Origin of the sequence: Streptomyces sp. CLV115 (genome assembly GCF_038448545.1) — a bacterium.
Classification (GTDB): domain Bacteria; phylum Actinomycetota; class Actinomycetes; order Streptomycetales; family Streptomycetaceae; genus Streptomyces; species Streptomyces sanglieri.
This window is the reverse complement of the sequence record NZ_JBCEWQ010000005.1, coordinates 62,758-78,453: the sequence shown is the minus strand read 5'-3', so window position 1 is coordinate 78,453 and position 15,696 is coordinate 62,758. Positions and strand designations below refer to the sequence as shown.

The 15,696-nt window shown below is 71.6% G+C and carries 12 protein-coding genes and 2 tRNA genes; 6 read left to right on the top strand and 8 right to left on the bottom strand.

What is annotated here, in order from left to right:
• The first annotated feature begins 213 nt into the window (after positions 1-213).
• Together AADR41_RS03215 and AADR41_RS03210 are read left to right on the top strand one after the other, a co-directional pair.
• Positions 214-2,439, top strand: a complete 2,226-nt coding sequence (locus tag AADR41_RS03215; RefSeq protein ID WP_342279829.1) for an elongation factor G-like protein EF-G2 — start codon at positions 214-216, stop codon at positions 2,437-2,439.
• Positions 2,440-2,586: 147 nt separating this feature from the next.
• Entirely contained in the window at positions 2,587-4,257 is a 1,671-nt protein-coding gene (locus tag AADR41_RS03210; protein ID WP_342279828.1) for a hypothetical protein, read from the top strand.
• A gap of 74 nt (positions 4,258-4,331) precedes the next feature.
• Here the strand turns inward: AADR41_RS03210 and AADR41_RS03205 are convergent, their stop codons facing one another.
• Positions 4,332-4,892 (bottom strand): HIT family protein, encoded by a 561-nt coding sequence (locus AADR41_RS03205; RefSeq protein ID WP_342279827.1) that lies wholly within the window; start codon positions 4,890-4,892, stop codon positions 4,332-4,334.
• A gap of 66 nt (positions 4,893-4,958) precedes the next feature.
• Between AADR41_RS03205 and AADR41_RS03200 the strand changes: the two genes are divergently transcribed.
• Positions 4,959-5,636 carry a potassium channel family protein gene (locus AADR41_RS03200; RefSeq protein WP_342279826.1) on the top strand — a complete coding sequence of 226 codons (678 nt, stop codon included), beginning with the start codon at positions 4,959-4,961 and terminating at the stop codon, positions 5,634-5,636.
• Positions 5,637-5,669: 33 nt separating this feature from the next.
• Here AADR41_RS03200 and thrS read toward each other — a convergent pair whose 3' ends face one another.
• From thrS to AADR41_RS03185, 3 genes are read right to left on the bottom strand one after another with little or no spacing between them, the layout of a single operon-like run.
• Positions 5,670-7,646 (bottom strand): threonine--tRNA ligase, encoded by a 1,977-nt coding sequence (gene thrS, locus AADR41_RS03195; RefSeq protein WP_342279825.1) that lies wholly within the window; start codon positions 7,644-7,646, stop codon positions 5,670-5,672.
• A 49-nt stretch (positions 7,647-7,695) separates the two neighbouring features.
• Positions 7,696-9,060, bottom strand: coding sequence for a hypothetical protein (locus tag AADR41_RS03190; RefSeq protein WP_342279824.1), 1,365 nt, complete (start codon positions 9,058-9,060; stop codon positions 7,696-7,698).
• Complete coding sequence (locus AADR41_RS03185; protein WP_342279823.1) at positions 9,060-9,626, bottom strand: DUF4365 domain-containing protein; 567 nt, start codon at positions 9,624-9,626, stop codon at positions 9,060-9,062. The genes AADR41_RS03190 and AADR41_RS03185 overlap by 1 nt, the downstream gene beginning before the upstream one ends.
• Positions 9,627-9,815: 189 nt before the next feature.
• Between AADR41_RS03185 and AADR41_RS03180 the strand changes: the two genes are divergently transcribed.
• Positions 9,816-10,541 carry a 3'-5' exonuclease gene (locus AADR41_RS03180; protein WP_342279822.1) on the top strand — a complete coding sequence of 242 codons (726 nt, stop codon included), beginning with the start codon at positions 9,816-9,818 and terminating at the stop codon, positions 10,539-10,541.
• A gap of 76 nt (positions 10,542-10,617) precedes the next feature.
• Here AADR41_RS03180 and AADR41_RS03175 read toward each other — a convergent pair.
• Positions 10,618-10,689, bottom strand: a tRNA-Val gene (locus AADR41_RS03175).
• A gap of 39 nt (positions 10,690-10,728) precedes the next feature.
• Complete coding sequence (locus tag AADR41_RS03170) at positions 10,729-11,175, bottom strand: SRPBCC family protein (RefSeq protein ID WP_342279821.1); 447 nt, start codon at positions 11,173-11,175, stop codon at positions 10,729-10,731.
• Positions 11,176-11,258: 83 nt separating this feature from the next.
• On the opposite strand from AADR41_RS03170, the gene AADR41_RS03165 reads away from it, so the two are divergent.
• Entirely contained in the window at positions 11,259-13,814 is a 2,556-nt protein-coding gene (locus AADR41_RS03165; protein WP_342279820.1) for an SCO7613 C-terminal domain-containing membrane protein, read from the top strand.
• A 393-nt stretch (positions 13,815-14,207) separates the two neighbouring features.
• Here the strand turns inward: AADR41_RS03165 and AADR41_RS03160 are convergent.
• Together AADR41_RS03160 and AADR41_RS03155 are read right to left on the bottom strand one after the other, a co-directional pair.
• Positions 14,208-14,279 (bottom strand) — tRNA-Val (locus tag AADR41_RS03160).
• Between the two features lie 54 nt (positions 14,280-14,333).
• The gene (locus AADR41_RS03155; protein ID WP_342279819.1) at positions 14,334-14,822 is read right to left on the bottom strand and encodes a TIGR02611 family protein; all 489 of its coding nucleotides are present in this window, start codon (positions 14,820-14,822) and stop codon (positions 14,334-14,336) included.
• Positions 14,823-15,012: 190 nt separating this feature from the next.
• Here AADR41_RS03155 and AADR41_RS03150 point away from each other — a divergent pair, with 190 nt between their 5' ends.
• On the top strand, positions 15,013-15,426 hold the full coding sequence (locus AADR41_RS03150; RefSeq protein ID WP_003959770.1) for an SsgA family sporulation/cell division regulator: 414 nt from the start codon (positions 15,013-15,015) through the stop codon (positions 15,424-15,426).
• Positions 15,427-15,696 lie beyond the last annotated feature (270 nt).

Below are 15,696 nucleotides of genomic sequence, written 5' to 3'. Positions count from 1 at the left end.
ATCGTAGTCACGACCGCCGGACTCCACCGTCCGGGCACCCGGCGTCGCGCGGCGAGGTGCCATGTATGGACGCGGCCTGCCCCGAGTGGAAAGCTCGAATTACCGCGGGCGTCGCCGTAGCCGCCGCGGCGGCTCCCCAGTGCCCGTGCAGCTCTCTCCCCGCATCGCGTCGGTTTTCCTCCGCTCCCCGCCACTATCTGGGAGGCACGCATCATGGGCGACAGGACACACGCACACACCGGGGCCGCCGGCAGGGCAGCGACGGCCGGCCGGCCCTCATCCGTACGGAATGTGGTGCTGGTCGGCCACAGCGGCTCCGGAAAGACCACGCTCGTCGAGGCGCTCGCGCAGACCGCGGGCGCCGTCAACCGGGCGGGCCGGGTCGAGGACGGCGCCACCGTCTCCGACTACGACGAGATCGAACACCGCCAGCAGCGTTCCGTACAGCTCTCCCTGGTCCCCGTCGAATGGGGCGGGTACAAGATCAATCTGCTGGACACCCCCGGCTACGCGGACTTCGTCGGGGAACTCAGGGCCGGTCTGCGCGCGGCGGACGCGGCCCTGTTCATCGTGTCCGCCGCGCAGGAGGCCGAAGCGGTGGCGGGTGCCACCCGCGCCGTCTGGGAGGAGTGCGCGGCCGTCGGCATGCCGCGCGCCGTCGTCGTCACCCATCTGGACACGGCACGCACCTCGTTCGAGGAGATGACCCGGATCTGCGGTGAGATCTTCGGCGGTGACGACCCCGATGCCGTGCTCCCGCTCCATCTGCCCGTCCACGGCCCCGAGGGCGCCGACGGGCACGCCCCGCTCACCGGGCTCACCGGACTCCTCGGCCGGCGGATCTTCGACTACTCCTCGGGCGAGCGGCGGGAGAACCCGCCCCCCGAGGAACAGCTGCCGGCGCTCCAGGAGGCCCGCAACCGCCTCGTCGAGGGGATCATCGCCGAGAGCGAGGACGAGACCCTGATGGACCGGTACCTCGACGGGGCCGAGGTCGACATCAGGACACTCGTCGACGATCTGGAGCGCGCCGTGGCCCGGGGCACCTTCCACCCGGTCCTCACCGCCGCCCCCGCCGCTCCGGGCGCCCGCCAGGGCGTCGGCACCGTCGAGCTGCTGGACCTGATCACCGGCGGCTTCCCGACCCCGCCGGAGCGCCCGCTTCCCGACGTCACCCCCCTGCACGGGGCGTCGCGGCCGGTCCTGACCTGTGACCCGGACGGCCCGCTCGTCGCCGAGGTCGTCAAGACGGCCTCCGACCCCTACGTCGGCCGGATCTCGCTGGTCCGGGTCTTCTCCGGCACCCTGCGGCCCGACCAGACCGTCCATGTCTTCGGCCACGGGCTCACCGATCCCGGCCACGAGCCCCGGCCCTTCCACGAGACCGAGGTGCGCGTCGGGGCGCTCTCCTCCCCCTTCGGCAAGCAGCAGCGCCCGGTCACCTCCTGTGTCGCGGGGGATCTGGCCGGCGTCCCCAAACTGGGCGGTGCCGAGACCGGGGACACCCTCTCCGATCCGGACCGGCCGCTGATGCTCGATCCCTGGACCGCACCGGACCCGCTGCTTCCGCTGGCCATCGAGGCGCACAGCAAGGCGGACGACGACAAGCTCTCCCAGGGGCTCGCCCGGCTGGTCGCCGAGGACCCGACCATGCGCCTGGAGCAGAATCAGGACACCCACCAGGTGGTCCTGTGGTGCCTCGGCGAGGTCCACCAGGACGTGGCGCTGGACCGGTTGCGCAGCCGCTACGGCGTCCAGGTCGACGCCGTACCGCACAAGGTGCCGCTCCGTGAGACCTTCGCCGCCCCGTCGACCGGGCGCGGCAGGCACGTGAAGCAGTCCGGCGGCCACGGCCAGTACGCCATCTGCGAGATCGACGTGGAGCCGCTGCCTCCGGGCTCGGGCATCGAATTCGTCGACAGGGTGGTCGGCGGGGCGGTGCCCCGTCAGTTCGTCCCGTCCGTCGAGAAGGGGGTGCGGGCGCAGGCCGCCCGCGGGGTCTCGGCCGGCCATCCGCTCGTCGATGTGCGCATCACGCTGCGGGACGGCAAGTCCCACTCGGTGGACTCCTCCGACGCGGCGTTCCAGACCGCGGGCGCGCTGGCCCTGCGCGAGGCCGCCGCGGACACCCGTATCCAGCTCCTCGAACCCGTCGCCGAGGTCCGGGTCCTGGTCCCCGACGACTATGTCGGGCCGGTGATGAGCGATCTGTCCGGGCGGCGCGGCAGGGTGATCGGGACCGAGCAGTCCGGCACCGGCCGCACCCTGGTGCGGGCCGAGGTGCCCGAGCTGGAGATCGGCCGGTACGCGGTCGACCTGCGCTCCCTCTCCCATGGCGCCGGCCGGTTCGACCGGGCGTACGCCCGGCACGAAGCAATGCCCCCGCAGCTCGCCGAACGCCTCCGGGGACGGCCGGAGAACGACCCGAACGACTCATGACCGGCCATGCCGCCCGTCTTTGTCCACAGGGGCGGGCGGCGCGGCGATCCGGACGATACGCTTTGGTCCCAGCTCAGAAGGTGTGCCGGGCACGGCAGTTGGGAAACAGCCGCAGGAGCAGTTCCTCGGCGGTGAGTGGGGGCGACAGTGGCCAGCGACGGATTCGATTTCTCTCCCGGAGCACAGATCCCGCTCCAGGGGTCGGGCGGACAGGCGGTGGCGACGAACGCCCTCGCCTCCGCCGCGTACCGCGACAGCCCGGTGGAGAAAATCCTTGAAGCCAACAGCGAATGGCACAAGTCCGAAGTCAAGGTGGGCCGTTCCAAGCTCTTCAAGTCCGACTATTTCAAGCCCAATCTCGGCGAGGCGTTCTCCCGCGCCGTCCAGGAGCGCATGCTGGGCGGCGCCCGCGGCGCCCTCATCCAGTCCTTCGGGACCGACCCGCAGGCGGTCGTCGAGCACTGCCTGTCCGCGAGCCGACTCCGCAAGAGCCGTGACACCAAACTCACCGCCGTCACCGCTCTGTTCGGCTTCGTCTTCCTGCCCGGCATGATCCTGTGGGTCCTCGCGTTCCGCCTGCGCGACCTTCTCGGCGGCACCAAGGACAAGGCCCTCTCCGCCCTGGGCAGCGCGCTGCTGCCGATCATCGGCATCGTGGCGCTGGTCCTGCTGGTCGGCCTGCCGCTCAATGGATTCCTGGCGCTCTACGTCCGGGCGATGATCATCGCCCCGGTCATCGGCTGGTTCATCGCCAAGCGGATCGCCGAGTCCTCCGCCAAGGACATGCGCGCCCGCTGGGAGGGGCTCCTCTCGGGCGGCGGCGTCGTCGCCAAGATCCCCGAGGCCGTGCCGAAGAACCCGAACGAGACCTCCCGCGAGGCGCTCCGCCAGGGCCTGGAGAAGCTCACCGCCGAGCAGCAGTCCAACTCGGTCTTCTACGCGGGCCCCAAGGGCATCCTCGGCATGGGCACCCGCTGGGGCAGCTGGCAGCTCGCCGAGGAGCTCGTCTCCAAGGAACCCGGCAAGGAGTTCCACCAGTTCCGCAGCTGGGACCTGATCCGGGCCATCCACGACCAGCTCAAGGTGCTGGAGCGCGGCCCGCTGAACACCGGGGGGTTCCCCACCCCGTCGGTCACCCACTGGATCGTGTCCCCCGTCGGGGAGAACGCCGGCTCGGTCTCCCGCCCCGACGGCGAGGACGTCGCCACCTTCCAGGTCAAGCCGCACGAGATACAGCGGATCTGCAACCACCAGCAGTTCGGCAGCGGCGACCGGCACTATCTGGGTGTCCAGTTCACCCTCTGGGAAGGCCAGTTGATCATCACGATGATGATCACGGTCACGGTGCTCCACGAGACCCTGCGCATCGAGGTCACCGGACACGCGCTCGGCCCGGTCCACTCGCTGTTCACCAGCAAGCCCGCGGCCAAGACCAAGACGGTCAACAAGACCGTCCGGTTCTGGGAGACCCGCGACATCACCCTCCCGCTGGTCGAGCCCAGTGAGGTCGTCCGGCTCGCCCTGCGCGCCCCGTTCACCTGGTATCCGCCGCTGCTGGACTACCTGGGCGGCAAGATCGCCCTGCCCGAGCCGTTCGGCCTGCGGCACGCCTGGGCCGAGAAGCCGTGGCGCCACCGCTTCATGGCGGACGACGCGATGCGTGCCGCGACCCCGGTCCTGCGCGCCGTCCACAGCGCCGCCCTGCGCGTCCTCAAGGAAAACGGCGTCGACATCGAGCGCTTCGACAACCGCTCGATGATACTGAGCGGCGCGGTGCAGGACCCGACCCCGCGCAAGGCCGACCTGTACGACGCGTAGCCGGGCGCCCCGGCGCACGAAGGCCGCCCCGGCGGGAGACGCCGGGGCGGCCCTTGCGCAGGACATGGCCGGGATCAGCCGGCCGGCCAGGCGTCGGCCAGCATCTTGCGGGTGTCGGCGAGCAGCTGCGGCAGCACCTTCGTGTGGCCGACCACCGGCATGAAGTTGGTGTCGCCACCCCAGCGCGGCACCAGATGCTGGTGCAGATGGGCCGCGATGCCGGCCCCCGCCACCGAACCCTGGTTCATGCCGATGTTGAATCCGTGCGCCCCCGAGGCCGCCCGCAGTGCCACCATCGCCCGCTTGGTGAAGTCGGCCAGCTCCATGGTCTCCGGACCGTCCAGCTCCGTGTAGTCCGCCACGTGCCGGTACGGCACCACCATCAGATGGCCGCCGTTGTACGGATACAGGTTCAGCACCGCGTAGACGTGCTTGCCGCGCGCGACGACGAGCCCGTCCTCGTCCGAATTCGACGGGATCCCGCAGAACGGACAGCCGTCGCCGGCCTCCGGACCGGTCGGCTTGTTCTCGCCCTGGATGTACGCCATCCGGTGGGGCGTCCACAGGCGCTGGAACGCGTCGGGCGTTCCCACTCCGATCTGCTGCTCCGGCTCACTCGTCATGGCGATCAGCATATTGCTTCACTCCAGCGGTGCGTGTCGCCGGGGCCGCACCAGTGGGCCTACGGCGATGCTGAGGCGATGAGCGACCGGTCCGCCGACTCCGCCCCTCCTCGTCTCCTGCTCTGGGAACAGCGCACCGAGGTGCCGCTCCTCGGCATTTCGCTGATCTTCCTGCTCGGCTACGCGGTCCGGGTCCTCGCCCCCGACGACGCCGAACCCTGGCGGGACATCGCCCTCGCCCTGGTCGGCACCACCTGGCTGGTCTTCGCGGCGGACTACGCCGTACGGCTCCGGCTCAGCGGCCTCGGCCACCGCTTCGTCCGGGTGCACTGGCTGGACACACTGGTGCTGCTGCTTCCGCTGCTGCGGCCGCTGCGCCTGATCCGGGTCTACACCGCGGTCCAGCAGCGCCGGGACCAGCCGCGGCTGAGCCTGTACGCGCGCGTGATCAGCTACGCCGGCGCGTCGGCCCTGCTGCTCGGCTTCTCGGCGGCGCTCGCGGTCTACCACCAGGAACACAAGGACCCGGACTCCACGATCCATACCTTCGGCGACGCGGTGTGGTGGGCGTGCGAGACGCTCACGACGGTGGGGTACGGGGACGCGGTGCCGGTCACGCCGGGGGGCCGGATCGTCGCCACGGGTCTGATGATGTGCGGGCTGGCGCTGCTGGGGGCGGTGACGGGGTCGTTCTCGTCGTGGCTGCTCCAGGTCTTCCGGCGGGAGGACGAGAAGAGGCCCCCGGAGGGCGGGTAGCTCTCCGGGGGCCTCTCACCTTCGAGGTGTCCGTCAGACCTGGACGCGGTCCTCGACGGCCTTCTGGATCTTGGCGATGGCGTCCTCGACCGGGATGCCGTTCTCCTGCGATCCGTCGCGGTAGCGGAAGGAGACGGCGCCGTTGGCCATGTCCTCGTCGCCCGCGATGATCATGAAGGGCACCTTGGCCTTCTGCTGGTTCCGGATCTTCTTCTGCATCCGGTCCGAGGAGGCGTCCACGTCGACCCGCAGCCCCTTCCTGCGGGCCTTGGCCGCGAACTCCTGGAGGTACGGGACGTGCGCGTCACCGATCGGGATGCCCACCGCCTGGACCGGGGCCAGCCACACCGGGAACGCACCCGCGTAGTGCTCCAGCAGCACCGCGAAGAACCGCTCGATGGAGCCGAACAGGGCGCGGTGGATCATGACCGGGCGCTGCTTGGTGCCGTCCGGGCCGGTGTACTCCAGGTCGAAGCGCTCCGGCAGGTTGAAGTCGAGCTGCACGGTCGACATCTGCCAGGTGCGGCCGATGGCGTCCTTGCACTGCACCGAGATCTTCGGGCCGTAGAACGCGGCGCCGCCCGGGTCCGGGACCAGCGGCAGGCCCTGCTTCTCGGCGACCTGGCGCAGCGTCTCGGTTGCCTCTTCCCAGATCTCGTCGGAGCCGACGAACTTCTCCGGATCCTTGGTGGAGAGCTCCAGGTAGAAGTCGGTCAGGCCGTAGTCGCGGAGCAGGTTCAGGACGAAGGTGAGCGTCCGGTCGAGCTCCTCGGCCATCTGCTCCTTGGTGCAGTAGATGTGCGCGTCGTCCTGCGTGAAACCGCGCGAGCGGGTCAAACCGTGCACCACGCCGGACTTCTCGTACCGGTACACCGTGCCGAACTCGAAGAGGCGCAGCGGCAGTTCACGGTAGGAACGGCCGCGCGCGTCGAAGATCAGGTTGTGCATCGGGCAGTTCATCGGCTTGAGGTAGTAGTCCACCCCGTCGTCGAGCTGCATGGGCGGGTACATGCCGTCGGCGTACCAGTCCAGGTGGCCGGACTTCTCGAAGAGCTTGCCCTTGGTGGCGTGCGGGGAGTAGACGAACTCGTAGCCCTCCTCCTCGTGCCGGCGGCGCGAGTAGTCCTCCATGGCGCGGCGGATGATGCCGCCCTTGGGGTGGAAGACCGCGAGACCGGGGCCGATCTCGTCCGGGAAGGAGAAGAGGTCCAGCTCGTTGCCGAGCTTGCGGTGGTCGCGCTTGGCGGCCTCCTCCAGGAACTCCAGGTGCGCCTTCAGCTCGTCCTTGGTGGGCCACGCGGTGCCGTAGATGCGCTGGAGCATCGGGTTCTTCTCGCTGCCGCGCCAGTACGCCGCGGCGTTGCGCATCAGCTTGAACGCCGGGATGAACCGGGTGGTCGGCAGGTGCGGACCCCGGCAGAGGTCCTTCCAGCACAGGTCGCCGGTCTTCGGGTCGAGGTTGTCGTAGATGGTCAGCTCGCCGCCGCCCACCTCGACGTCCGCGCCGTCGTCGGAGGAGGCGGAGCCCTTGATGCCGATGAGCTCCAGCTTGTACGGCTCGTCGGCCAGCTCCTCGCGGGCCGCCTCGTCCGTCACGACCCGGCGGGAGAACTTCTGGCCCCGCTTCTGGATCTCCTGCATCTTCTTCTCGATGGCCTTGAGGTCCTCGGGGGTGAACGGCTTCTCGACGTCGAAGTCGTAGTAGAAGCCGTCCTTGACCGGCGGACCGATGCCCAGCTTGGCCTCGGGGAAGAGCTGCTGCACGGCCTGCGCCATCACGTGCGCGGTGGAGTGCCGCAGGATGTTCAGGCCGTCCTCGGAGGAGATCGCGACGGGCTCGACGATCTCGCCGTCGGCGACGACGTACTCCAGGTCCTTCAGCTCACCGGCGACCCGGGCGGCGACAACGGTGCGCTCGCCGGGAAAGAGCTCGGCCGCCGTAGTGCCCGTCGTCACCACGCGCTCTTCCCGCTCGGAATCGCGTTGGATGATCACACGGACGTCTGACACCGGTCTCTCCTGACTCAGGGGGAACGCACGCGTTCACAGTGCGCGTGCGCTACGAATCGTACCGAGGAGCGGGCCCCCTCTGCGAAACGGATTGGGCAGCCGGCCCCACCGCTCCCCCGCGGGCCCCCGGTCCCGGGCCCTGTTCGCCGGTGCAGGCCTCCTCGAAGTGGTCGACATTCTCCTGGAGCGACTTCATCATCCGGTCCCGTTCCGCGTCGTCGACCTGCACGGGCACGACGTGCGAGGTCCTCGTCAGCCGCCGGAAGCCGCCGCGGCTCTCCAGCCTGCCCTCCACCCGGATCGGCAGCCCCACGAGATGGGCGTGGCCGGCGATCCGGTACGCCTCCTCGTCCAGCTCCAGCCGCACGTGCGGCACCTCGGCGCCGGCCAGCACCCGCAGCCGGACGATCCCGGCGCCGCGCGGTGCCGAGCGGCGCATCCGGACGACGGCGCCGGTGATCCGTACCGGCACGGCGGGCTCGTCGTGCAGGTAGCGGGCGCCCGCCCGGCGCAGGGCCGGCAGGTCGCCCGGGGAGAACTCCACCGGCTCGGGCCGCGCCGGGCAGCCCTCGGGCGTCCCGGCGGCGGGTGCCCACTCCAGCGCGATCCCGGCCCCTTCCGAGCCCCGGACGAGTGCGATGACGGCCTCGGTCAGCTCCCGGCTGACGCCCGCCTCGACAGCGGTGTCGAAGGCCTCGTAGCCGCCGGTGGCCCGCTGGTAGTCCACGGCCTCGCGGGTGGCGTGCAGCGCTCGGTGGAGGCGTACGGCGACGGCGCGGCCCGGCTCCACCGGCACGAACGCGGCGAGTTCACGGCCGCCGGGCGCGGGCCCGACGAGGAGGCCTTCGAGCGCGGCCCGGGCCCTGCGGCGGTGGCGTGCGCCGTGGTAGCCGGTGTTTGCGCGTACGGCGAGGGCTCCGGCGAGCAGTATCTGCCGGGCGGCGGTGTGCAGCCGCTCCGCCCCGGCCCAGCCGGCCGCGCCCGCGACCGCTTCGGGGACCTCGCGCCACCAGCGGATCTCGTCGCTGGGCACGGCGAGGGAGACCAGGACCTCGCGTGCGGAGGGTGCGGCGCTGCGGGCGAGCGCGGTCAGCGCCTCGGCGAGGAGGTCCTCACTGTCGGGGAAGGCGGTGGTGTCGGGGACCAGGAGGCTCGTCCCGCCGCCGGGCGGGGCCGGTGGGCCCGGTGGGGTCCACCGGCTGTAGCGCCCGGCCGCCCCGCCCCTGCGCTGCCAGCCGTGCCGGCCGAGCAGTGCGCCGAGCACCGCGGGGTCGACGCGGGCGGGGTCCGGGACACCCCAGGGGAGCCGGACTGCATCGCCCCCCGGTCCCGCGGTCCCGACGGGGTGCGGGCGGGTGGCCGGCGGGGTCGCTCCGTCCGCGCAGTCGTCGTATTCGCCCATCGGCCGGTGCATCAGGGTCTCCCTCCCGCCCCTACGCGGGTCATGATCTCGCAGAGCGCCCGGTCGTCGAAGATCCGCGAGGTGGGGATCCGCACGGTCGTCCGGTGCCGGCCCGTCACCGCGTGGCCGGCCAGGTTGGTCCAGTAGCAGCAGTGCCGCAGGTCCAGCCGGTCGTGTCCGGCGCGCAGCCAGTCGTCCTGGCTGCGCGGCACGATCATCACGACGAGGATCTTGTGCACCGACACGGGGGTCCGCGCCAGTTTCACGAGGTGGGCGTTGTCGAGAGTGAAGGCGAATGTCGGTCCCGGCGGGTTCGGCGGGATCTGGTAGGTGCACTTGAGCTGCACCTTTATGGTCACTTCGTCGTCCACGGCATGGCCTGGGGCGCCGTGGCTGACATGCCAGTCGATGCCGTTGTCGGGGAAGGGCTGCGACAGGGAGCACCCCGCCGCGGCCGCGACGGCGTGCAGATGGCCCACCTGGAGCGTCTCCATGCAGGCGGTGGTTGCGAGTGTGCCGCGCAGCGGTTGGATCCGCTGGGACAGCAGCCCGCTCGGTTCGGGCTGCGCGAGCGCCATGGCTGCGTGTGCCTTCCGGGCTGTGCCGATCGGTTCTCCGGGGCGGGCGACGGACAACTTCCGTATCCCTCACCTGTGTTGTCACCGCACCGGAAGGCCCGCAAACGGCGTATCAGGCAAAGGGCGCGGGTATCACCGGACCGGGCAGAGGAATCACACATCTGCCGTTCGGGCACGAGGAGTTCGGGGATGACTCACTGGTACGAGGGGCCGCTGGCCGCTTTTGACACCGAGACAACAGGAGTCGACGTCGAGGGGGACCGGATCGTCTCGGCCGCCCTGGTCGTCCAGGACGCGGCGGGCGGGCGGATGCGCGTGACCCGCTGGCTGGTGAATCCGGGGATACCGGTACCCGTGGGGGCCACCGAGATCCACGGTCTGACCGACGATCACCTTCAGCGCAACGGCCGCTGGCCGGCGCCGGTGGTGGAGGAGATAGCCCGTGCGCTGGCCGAGCAGTGCGCGGCGGGGCGCCCGCTGGTCGTGATGAACGCGCCGTTCGACCTGACGCTGCTGGACCGGGAGCTGAAGCGCCACCGCGCCTCGTCGCTCGGGCCGTATCTGCAGAACTCCCCGCTGTGCGTGCTGGATCCGCGGGTGCTCGACAAGCATCTGGACCGCTACCGCAAGGGCCGGCGGACCCTCACCGATCTCTGCGAGCTGTACGGCGTGGTGCTCGACGGCGCCCACGACGCGGCGGCCGACGCGGCGGCCTCGCTGGAGCTGGTGCGGGCGGTGGGGCGGCGGTTCTCGTCCCGGCTGGACCGGCTGACCCCACCGGAGCTGCACACCTTGCAGGCCGTGTGGCATGCGGCGCAGGCACGTGGGCTGCAGGCGTGGTTCACGAAGAACGGCGCGGCGGAGGCGGTGGATCCGGCGTGGCCGCTGCGTCCGGAGCTGCCCGCCGCGGCGTGACCGGATGCCCGGTGTCCGCTTGCGCACACGCAGAAGCCGGTCCGTCGATTCTGCTGACGGACCGGCTTCTTCCGGGTGGGCGATACTGGGTTCGAACCAGTGACCTCTTCGGTGTGAACGAAGCGCTCTCCCACTGAGCTAATCGCCCGGGAACGGGTTGAACCATACAGGTCTCCGCGGGTCAGGTTCAAACCGCTTCCAGCCAGGCCGCGAGACCCCGCCGCCCGGCACGCATCATCAGGGCGTGATTGGCCCGGAACACCGGGCGTCCGGGTACCGCCAGCAGCCGCATCAGCCGCCGGCGCACCTCGACCTCCTGCTCGTAGACGGCCCGGCTGCCACCGTCGTGCGGGCCGACCGTCCACCGGATCCAGCCGTCCAGATCACCGCTGAGCGTCGCCTCGATCACCCCGGCCCGGGGGTCGCGGCGGCGTTCGCGGACGGTCATGACGAGGTCGTACGGGAGGAGCGAGCGGATGCGGGTGGTGCCGGTGGTGCCGTCGACCGGGGTGACCTCCCGGACCTGCGGCCACCAGCGCGGGTAGTCCTCGGCGCGTTCGAGGATCTCGTACACGGCGCCGGGTGGTGCGGGAAGGTCCCAGACACTCACGAATCGGTAGTGGCTCCAGTCCATGACCCCAGTCTGCTCGTACTCAGCCGGGCAACTGAGTATCCGAGCGCATGTCCGGACCTGTGGCTCGCGCCACACTCGCGTTCATGGAACATGTGCCGCCACCCGCCGAGGAATTGGCGCTCCTCGATCGCGAACTGGCCCGGCTGGACGCCCGCCGGTCCCAGTTGCTGGTTCGCCGTGCCTGGCTGCTGAGCGTGCTGACGCCGCCCGCCGGGCCGCCCGCCGGATCACCGGCTCCGCAGTTCGCCGCCCCGTTCGGGCCGCCCCCGACAGCCCGGCCCGCAGCCCCGTTCGCGCCTCCGCCCGGGTCTCCCGCCGCGGAGGCCGGACCACGCAGCGCGCAGAACGTGCTGCTCACCCTGGGCGGTCTGCTGCTGACGGTCGCGGCGATCGCGTTCACCCTGGTCAGCTGGGGTCACATGGGGATCGCCGGCCGTTCGGCGGTGCTCGCCGTGGTGACGCTCGCGGCGCTCGCCGCCCCCGCCGTGCTGCTGCGCCGCGGGCTGTCCGCGACGGCCGAGTCACTGGGCGCCCTGGCCTCCGTGCTGATGGTCCTCGACGCCTACGCGCTGCACCGGGTCGCGATACCGGACGCCGACGGGCCCGGTTTCGCCGCGGCCGCCTCGACCGTTCTGGCGGTGCTGTGGGCCGGGTACGGGCTGCTGCTCGACCGGCTCCGGCTGCCGCTGCCCCTGGCGGTGGTGAGCGCCCAGCTGCCCCTGCTGCTGTGGGCCTGGTCGGCGGGTGCGGGTGCCTCGGTGTTCGGCTGGGCGCTGCTGCTGACGGCGGCGCTGGACTGCGCGATCGCGGTGCGGGGGCCGGGCCTCGCGGTCCGGGTGACGGCCTGCGTCGGCGGCTGGACGACGGGCCTGCTGGGACTGGCGGTGGCCCTGGGGCAGTCGGTGTCCGCCGATGCGGTGCCGGACGCGCTGGCACCGGCCGCGCTGCTGCTCGCGGGCGCGGTGATCGCACTGTTCGGGGCGTGGCGTGCGCCCCGGGGCCTCGCGGTGGCCGGCGGTGTGCTGGCCGGGTTGTCCGGGGTGGCCGCGGTGGGCGGTGTGCTGCGTGCCGGGATGGCGTGGGACTGGTCGTTGCCGGTGTATCTGCTGTGCGGCGTGGTGCTGTTGGCGTCGGTACGGGCGCCGTTGCCCCGGCCGGTCGGGCAGGGCCTGGTGTGGGCCTCGTCGGCGGTGACCGCGGCCGCGGTGCTGGCCTCGGCGCCGCCGGTCGGGATGTCTCTGATGGGCACGGTGTCGCAGCTGGCCCGCGTGTGGTCCGGCGCTCCGGACGGTGGTGTCCGGGCCGCCCTGGGCACGGAGGGCCTGGCGTGGTCCCGGCTGACCGCGGCCCCGCTGGTGCTGCTGGTGGTGGCCGGTCTGCTCGGCCTGGCGCACCGGTCGTGGGACCGGCTGGTACGCGCGGCCGGTCCGGTGGTCCGGCCGGGTCCGGCCTGGCGGAACGCGGCGGGGACCGTCGCGACGGTGCTCTGCTGGGCGGGGCTCGTCACGTTGCCCGCGGTGCTGGGACTGTCGTACGCGCTGGCCGTGGCGGCGCAGTCGGTGCTGGTCGCCGCGGTGTTCGCGGTGGCGGTGCGGGCGCTGCGCCTCGGGGCGGTTGCCGTGGGGACGGCCGCGCTGGTGTGCGGGCTGGTCGGCGCGGTGAGCACGGGACTCCTCGCACTCGCGGCCCAGGCCACCACGTACGCGGTGTTCGCGGTGCTGCTGCTGGTGTCCGGGGCGGTCGCGGTGCTGCTCGACGACACCGCGACGCCGCCCCGGGGACTGCCGCGGGCCCGGGCGGCGCGCGCGGCGGGGACGCTGCGGATCGCGCAGTCGGTGTCGGCGTGCGGGGCCGTGCTGTGCGCGACGGTGCTCGCCCGTGCGGCCGGGGCGTCGCTGGGACTCGCCGGACACCGGGCGGCACCGCTGATGCTGGCCGTCCCCCTGGTGACGGTGCTGCTCGGGGCCCGGCTGCGGAACCGCCCGTCGGCCCTCCCGGTCGAGCTGACCGGCGCGACGGCGGCCGCGGTGGCGGTGGTCATGGCGGTGCCGGACCGGCCGTTCCTGGCGCTGGTTCTGGCGCTGGGCGGAGTGCTCGCGGCGGGCACGGCCGTACGGGCCGAACGCCGGCCGGTGGCCGGGTACCTGGCGGTGGCGCTGTTCGTCCTGGCGGCCTGGGTGCGGCTCTCGGCCTCGGGGATCTCGGCCCCGGAGGCTTACACCCTGCCGGTGACGGTGCCCGCCCTGGCGGTCGGCGTGCTGCGCAGGCGGCGCGACCCGGAGGCGTCGTCGTGGACGGCGTACGGAGCGGGTCTCACGGTGACGCTGGTGCCGAGCCTCTTCGCGGCCTGGATCGATCCGCACTGGCTGCGGCCGCTGTTGCTCGGTGCGGCGGCCCTGGTGATCACCCTGGCGGGCGCCCGGCTGCGACTCCAGGCGCTGCTGCTGGTCGGTGGCGCGGTGCTGGGCCTGGACGCCGTGCACGAACTGGCGCCGTACGTGGTCCAGGTGGTCGGTGCGCTGCCGCGCTGGCTGCCGCCCGCGGTGGCCGGGCTGCTGCTGCTGATGGTCGGGGCGACGTACGAGCAGCGCCTGCGCGATGCGCGGCGGCTGAAGGAGTCCGTGGGCCGGATGCGCTGACGGTGCGTCGCACGGGGCCGGCCCGATCACGGGACGGCCCCGGGACGCGACCGCGTGAACTCGCCCGTGAGATAGCGCAGTTCGCGCCCGTCGGCACCGCTGCGGGAATTCCCGGCGGAGTTCTCGAATCGTCCGCGACATTGCTCGCGGACGCCGAGGAGCGATCCCTTTCCGGGAATTCCCGCGGCCCCGGAAGTCCGGCCGGCCGGGGTATCCGGATGACCCTCCGGGTTTTGCGGACCCGGACCGTCCGCCACCGCCCGGATTGAATCGTTCGCGAAAGCGCTTGTGAATCATTCACCGGAACACCGGCGGGGGCCGGGAGGCCGGCCGGAAACGGAAAACGCAGAGGGCCCGTAAGACTCTGCGGTCTCACGGGCCCTCTGTCCGGGGTGGGCGATACTGGGTTCGAACCAGTGACCTCTTCGGTGTGAACGAAGCGCTCTCCCACTGAGCTAATCGCCCGGGCGCAGGCCAAACATTACCCCATGTCAGCGGCGCCCCATGACCACCCCCGGGTCACTCGTGGATCTTCCACGGCATGGTGATGCCGAACTTCCAGACGTAGATCCCCACCAGCACCGCGATGATCACCAGGCCGACCGACGTGAGGATGATGTTGCGCCGCCGGACCTTTGGGTCGAGCGCCCGCTGGGCGGCCTCGGTCACCTTCCGCCGGGTCCAGCGGAGCACCAGCTGCGCCCAGACGAACTCGGTCGCCCAGATCGCCATGCCGCCGAAGATCACCAGCCAGCCGGGGCCGGGCAGGGGCAGCATGATGATGCCCGCCACGACCACGGCGAGGCCGACGATGAAGACGCCGACCTGCCAGCTCAGGTGCAGCGTCCTGGACGCCTTGATGAACCCGGGCGCCCTGGAGCCGAGCTCCCGCTCCTTGGTCACACCCTCGGTGACTTCGCCCGTCACGCCGTCCGCCCCGTCCCCCGCACCGGACACCGGTGTCGCCGACGCGGCGTCCCCGTTCCGCACGTCACGCTCCGCATTCATGACAGCCAACCTACCGGAACGGCCTTCATCACCGGAATGGCCGCATAACCGAAAGTTACACACCGCCGTACGAGCTACCTGAAGGAACACAAAAAGGTCAGAGGGGTTTACAACGCCACCGTAGGTGGCATGTCGATTTCGCCGACGTGCGAATCCCCGAGCGCACACTGAGCGAAAGGCCCTGGCGCTTATGAACACCACGGTCAGCTGCGAGCTGCACCTGCGCCTCGTTGTGTCGAGCGAGTCCTCACTGCCTGTACCCGCGGGCCTGCGGTATGACACGGCCGATCCGTATGCCGTGCACGCCACCTTCCATACCGGAGCGGAGGAGACGGTCGAATGGGTATTCGCCCGCGACCTCCTTGCCGAGGGGCTGCACCGGCCCACCGGCACCGGAGACGTCCGCGTCTGGCCATCCCGTAGTCACGGCCAGGGCGTCGTCTGCATCGCGCTGAGCTCCCCAGAGGGCGAAGCCCTGCTCGAAGCCCCGGCGAGGGCCCTGGAGTCGTTCCTGAAGCGGACCGACGCCGCGGTTCCACCAGGCACCGAGCATCGTCACTTCGACCTGGATACGGAGCTCTCACACATCCTGGCCGAGAGCTGAGCCAGGCCGAGAGCTGCACGGCGCCGTCCGACTCGGGGAGACGGCGCCGCGCGGAAAACCTCATAAGGCGGACACCGGCGCCGTCATCACGGAATCCACCGTGGTGACGGCGCCGGTGCGCGCCCGGGGCTCGTGACGCCCCACCTCGCGCCCCGGGGGACGCCCACCGGCCATGGATACCCGCCCGTGGCCGGTATCCGCTCCCCGCACCCCCCACGGGCCGTCTCGGGCCGCTGCGCGGCCCGGCCGAGCCAGTAGAGTCAGCCCGCA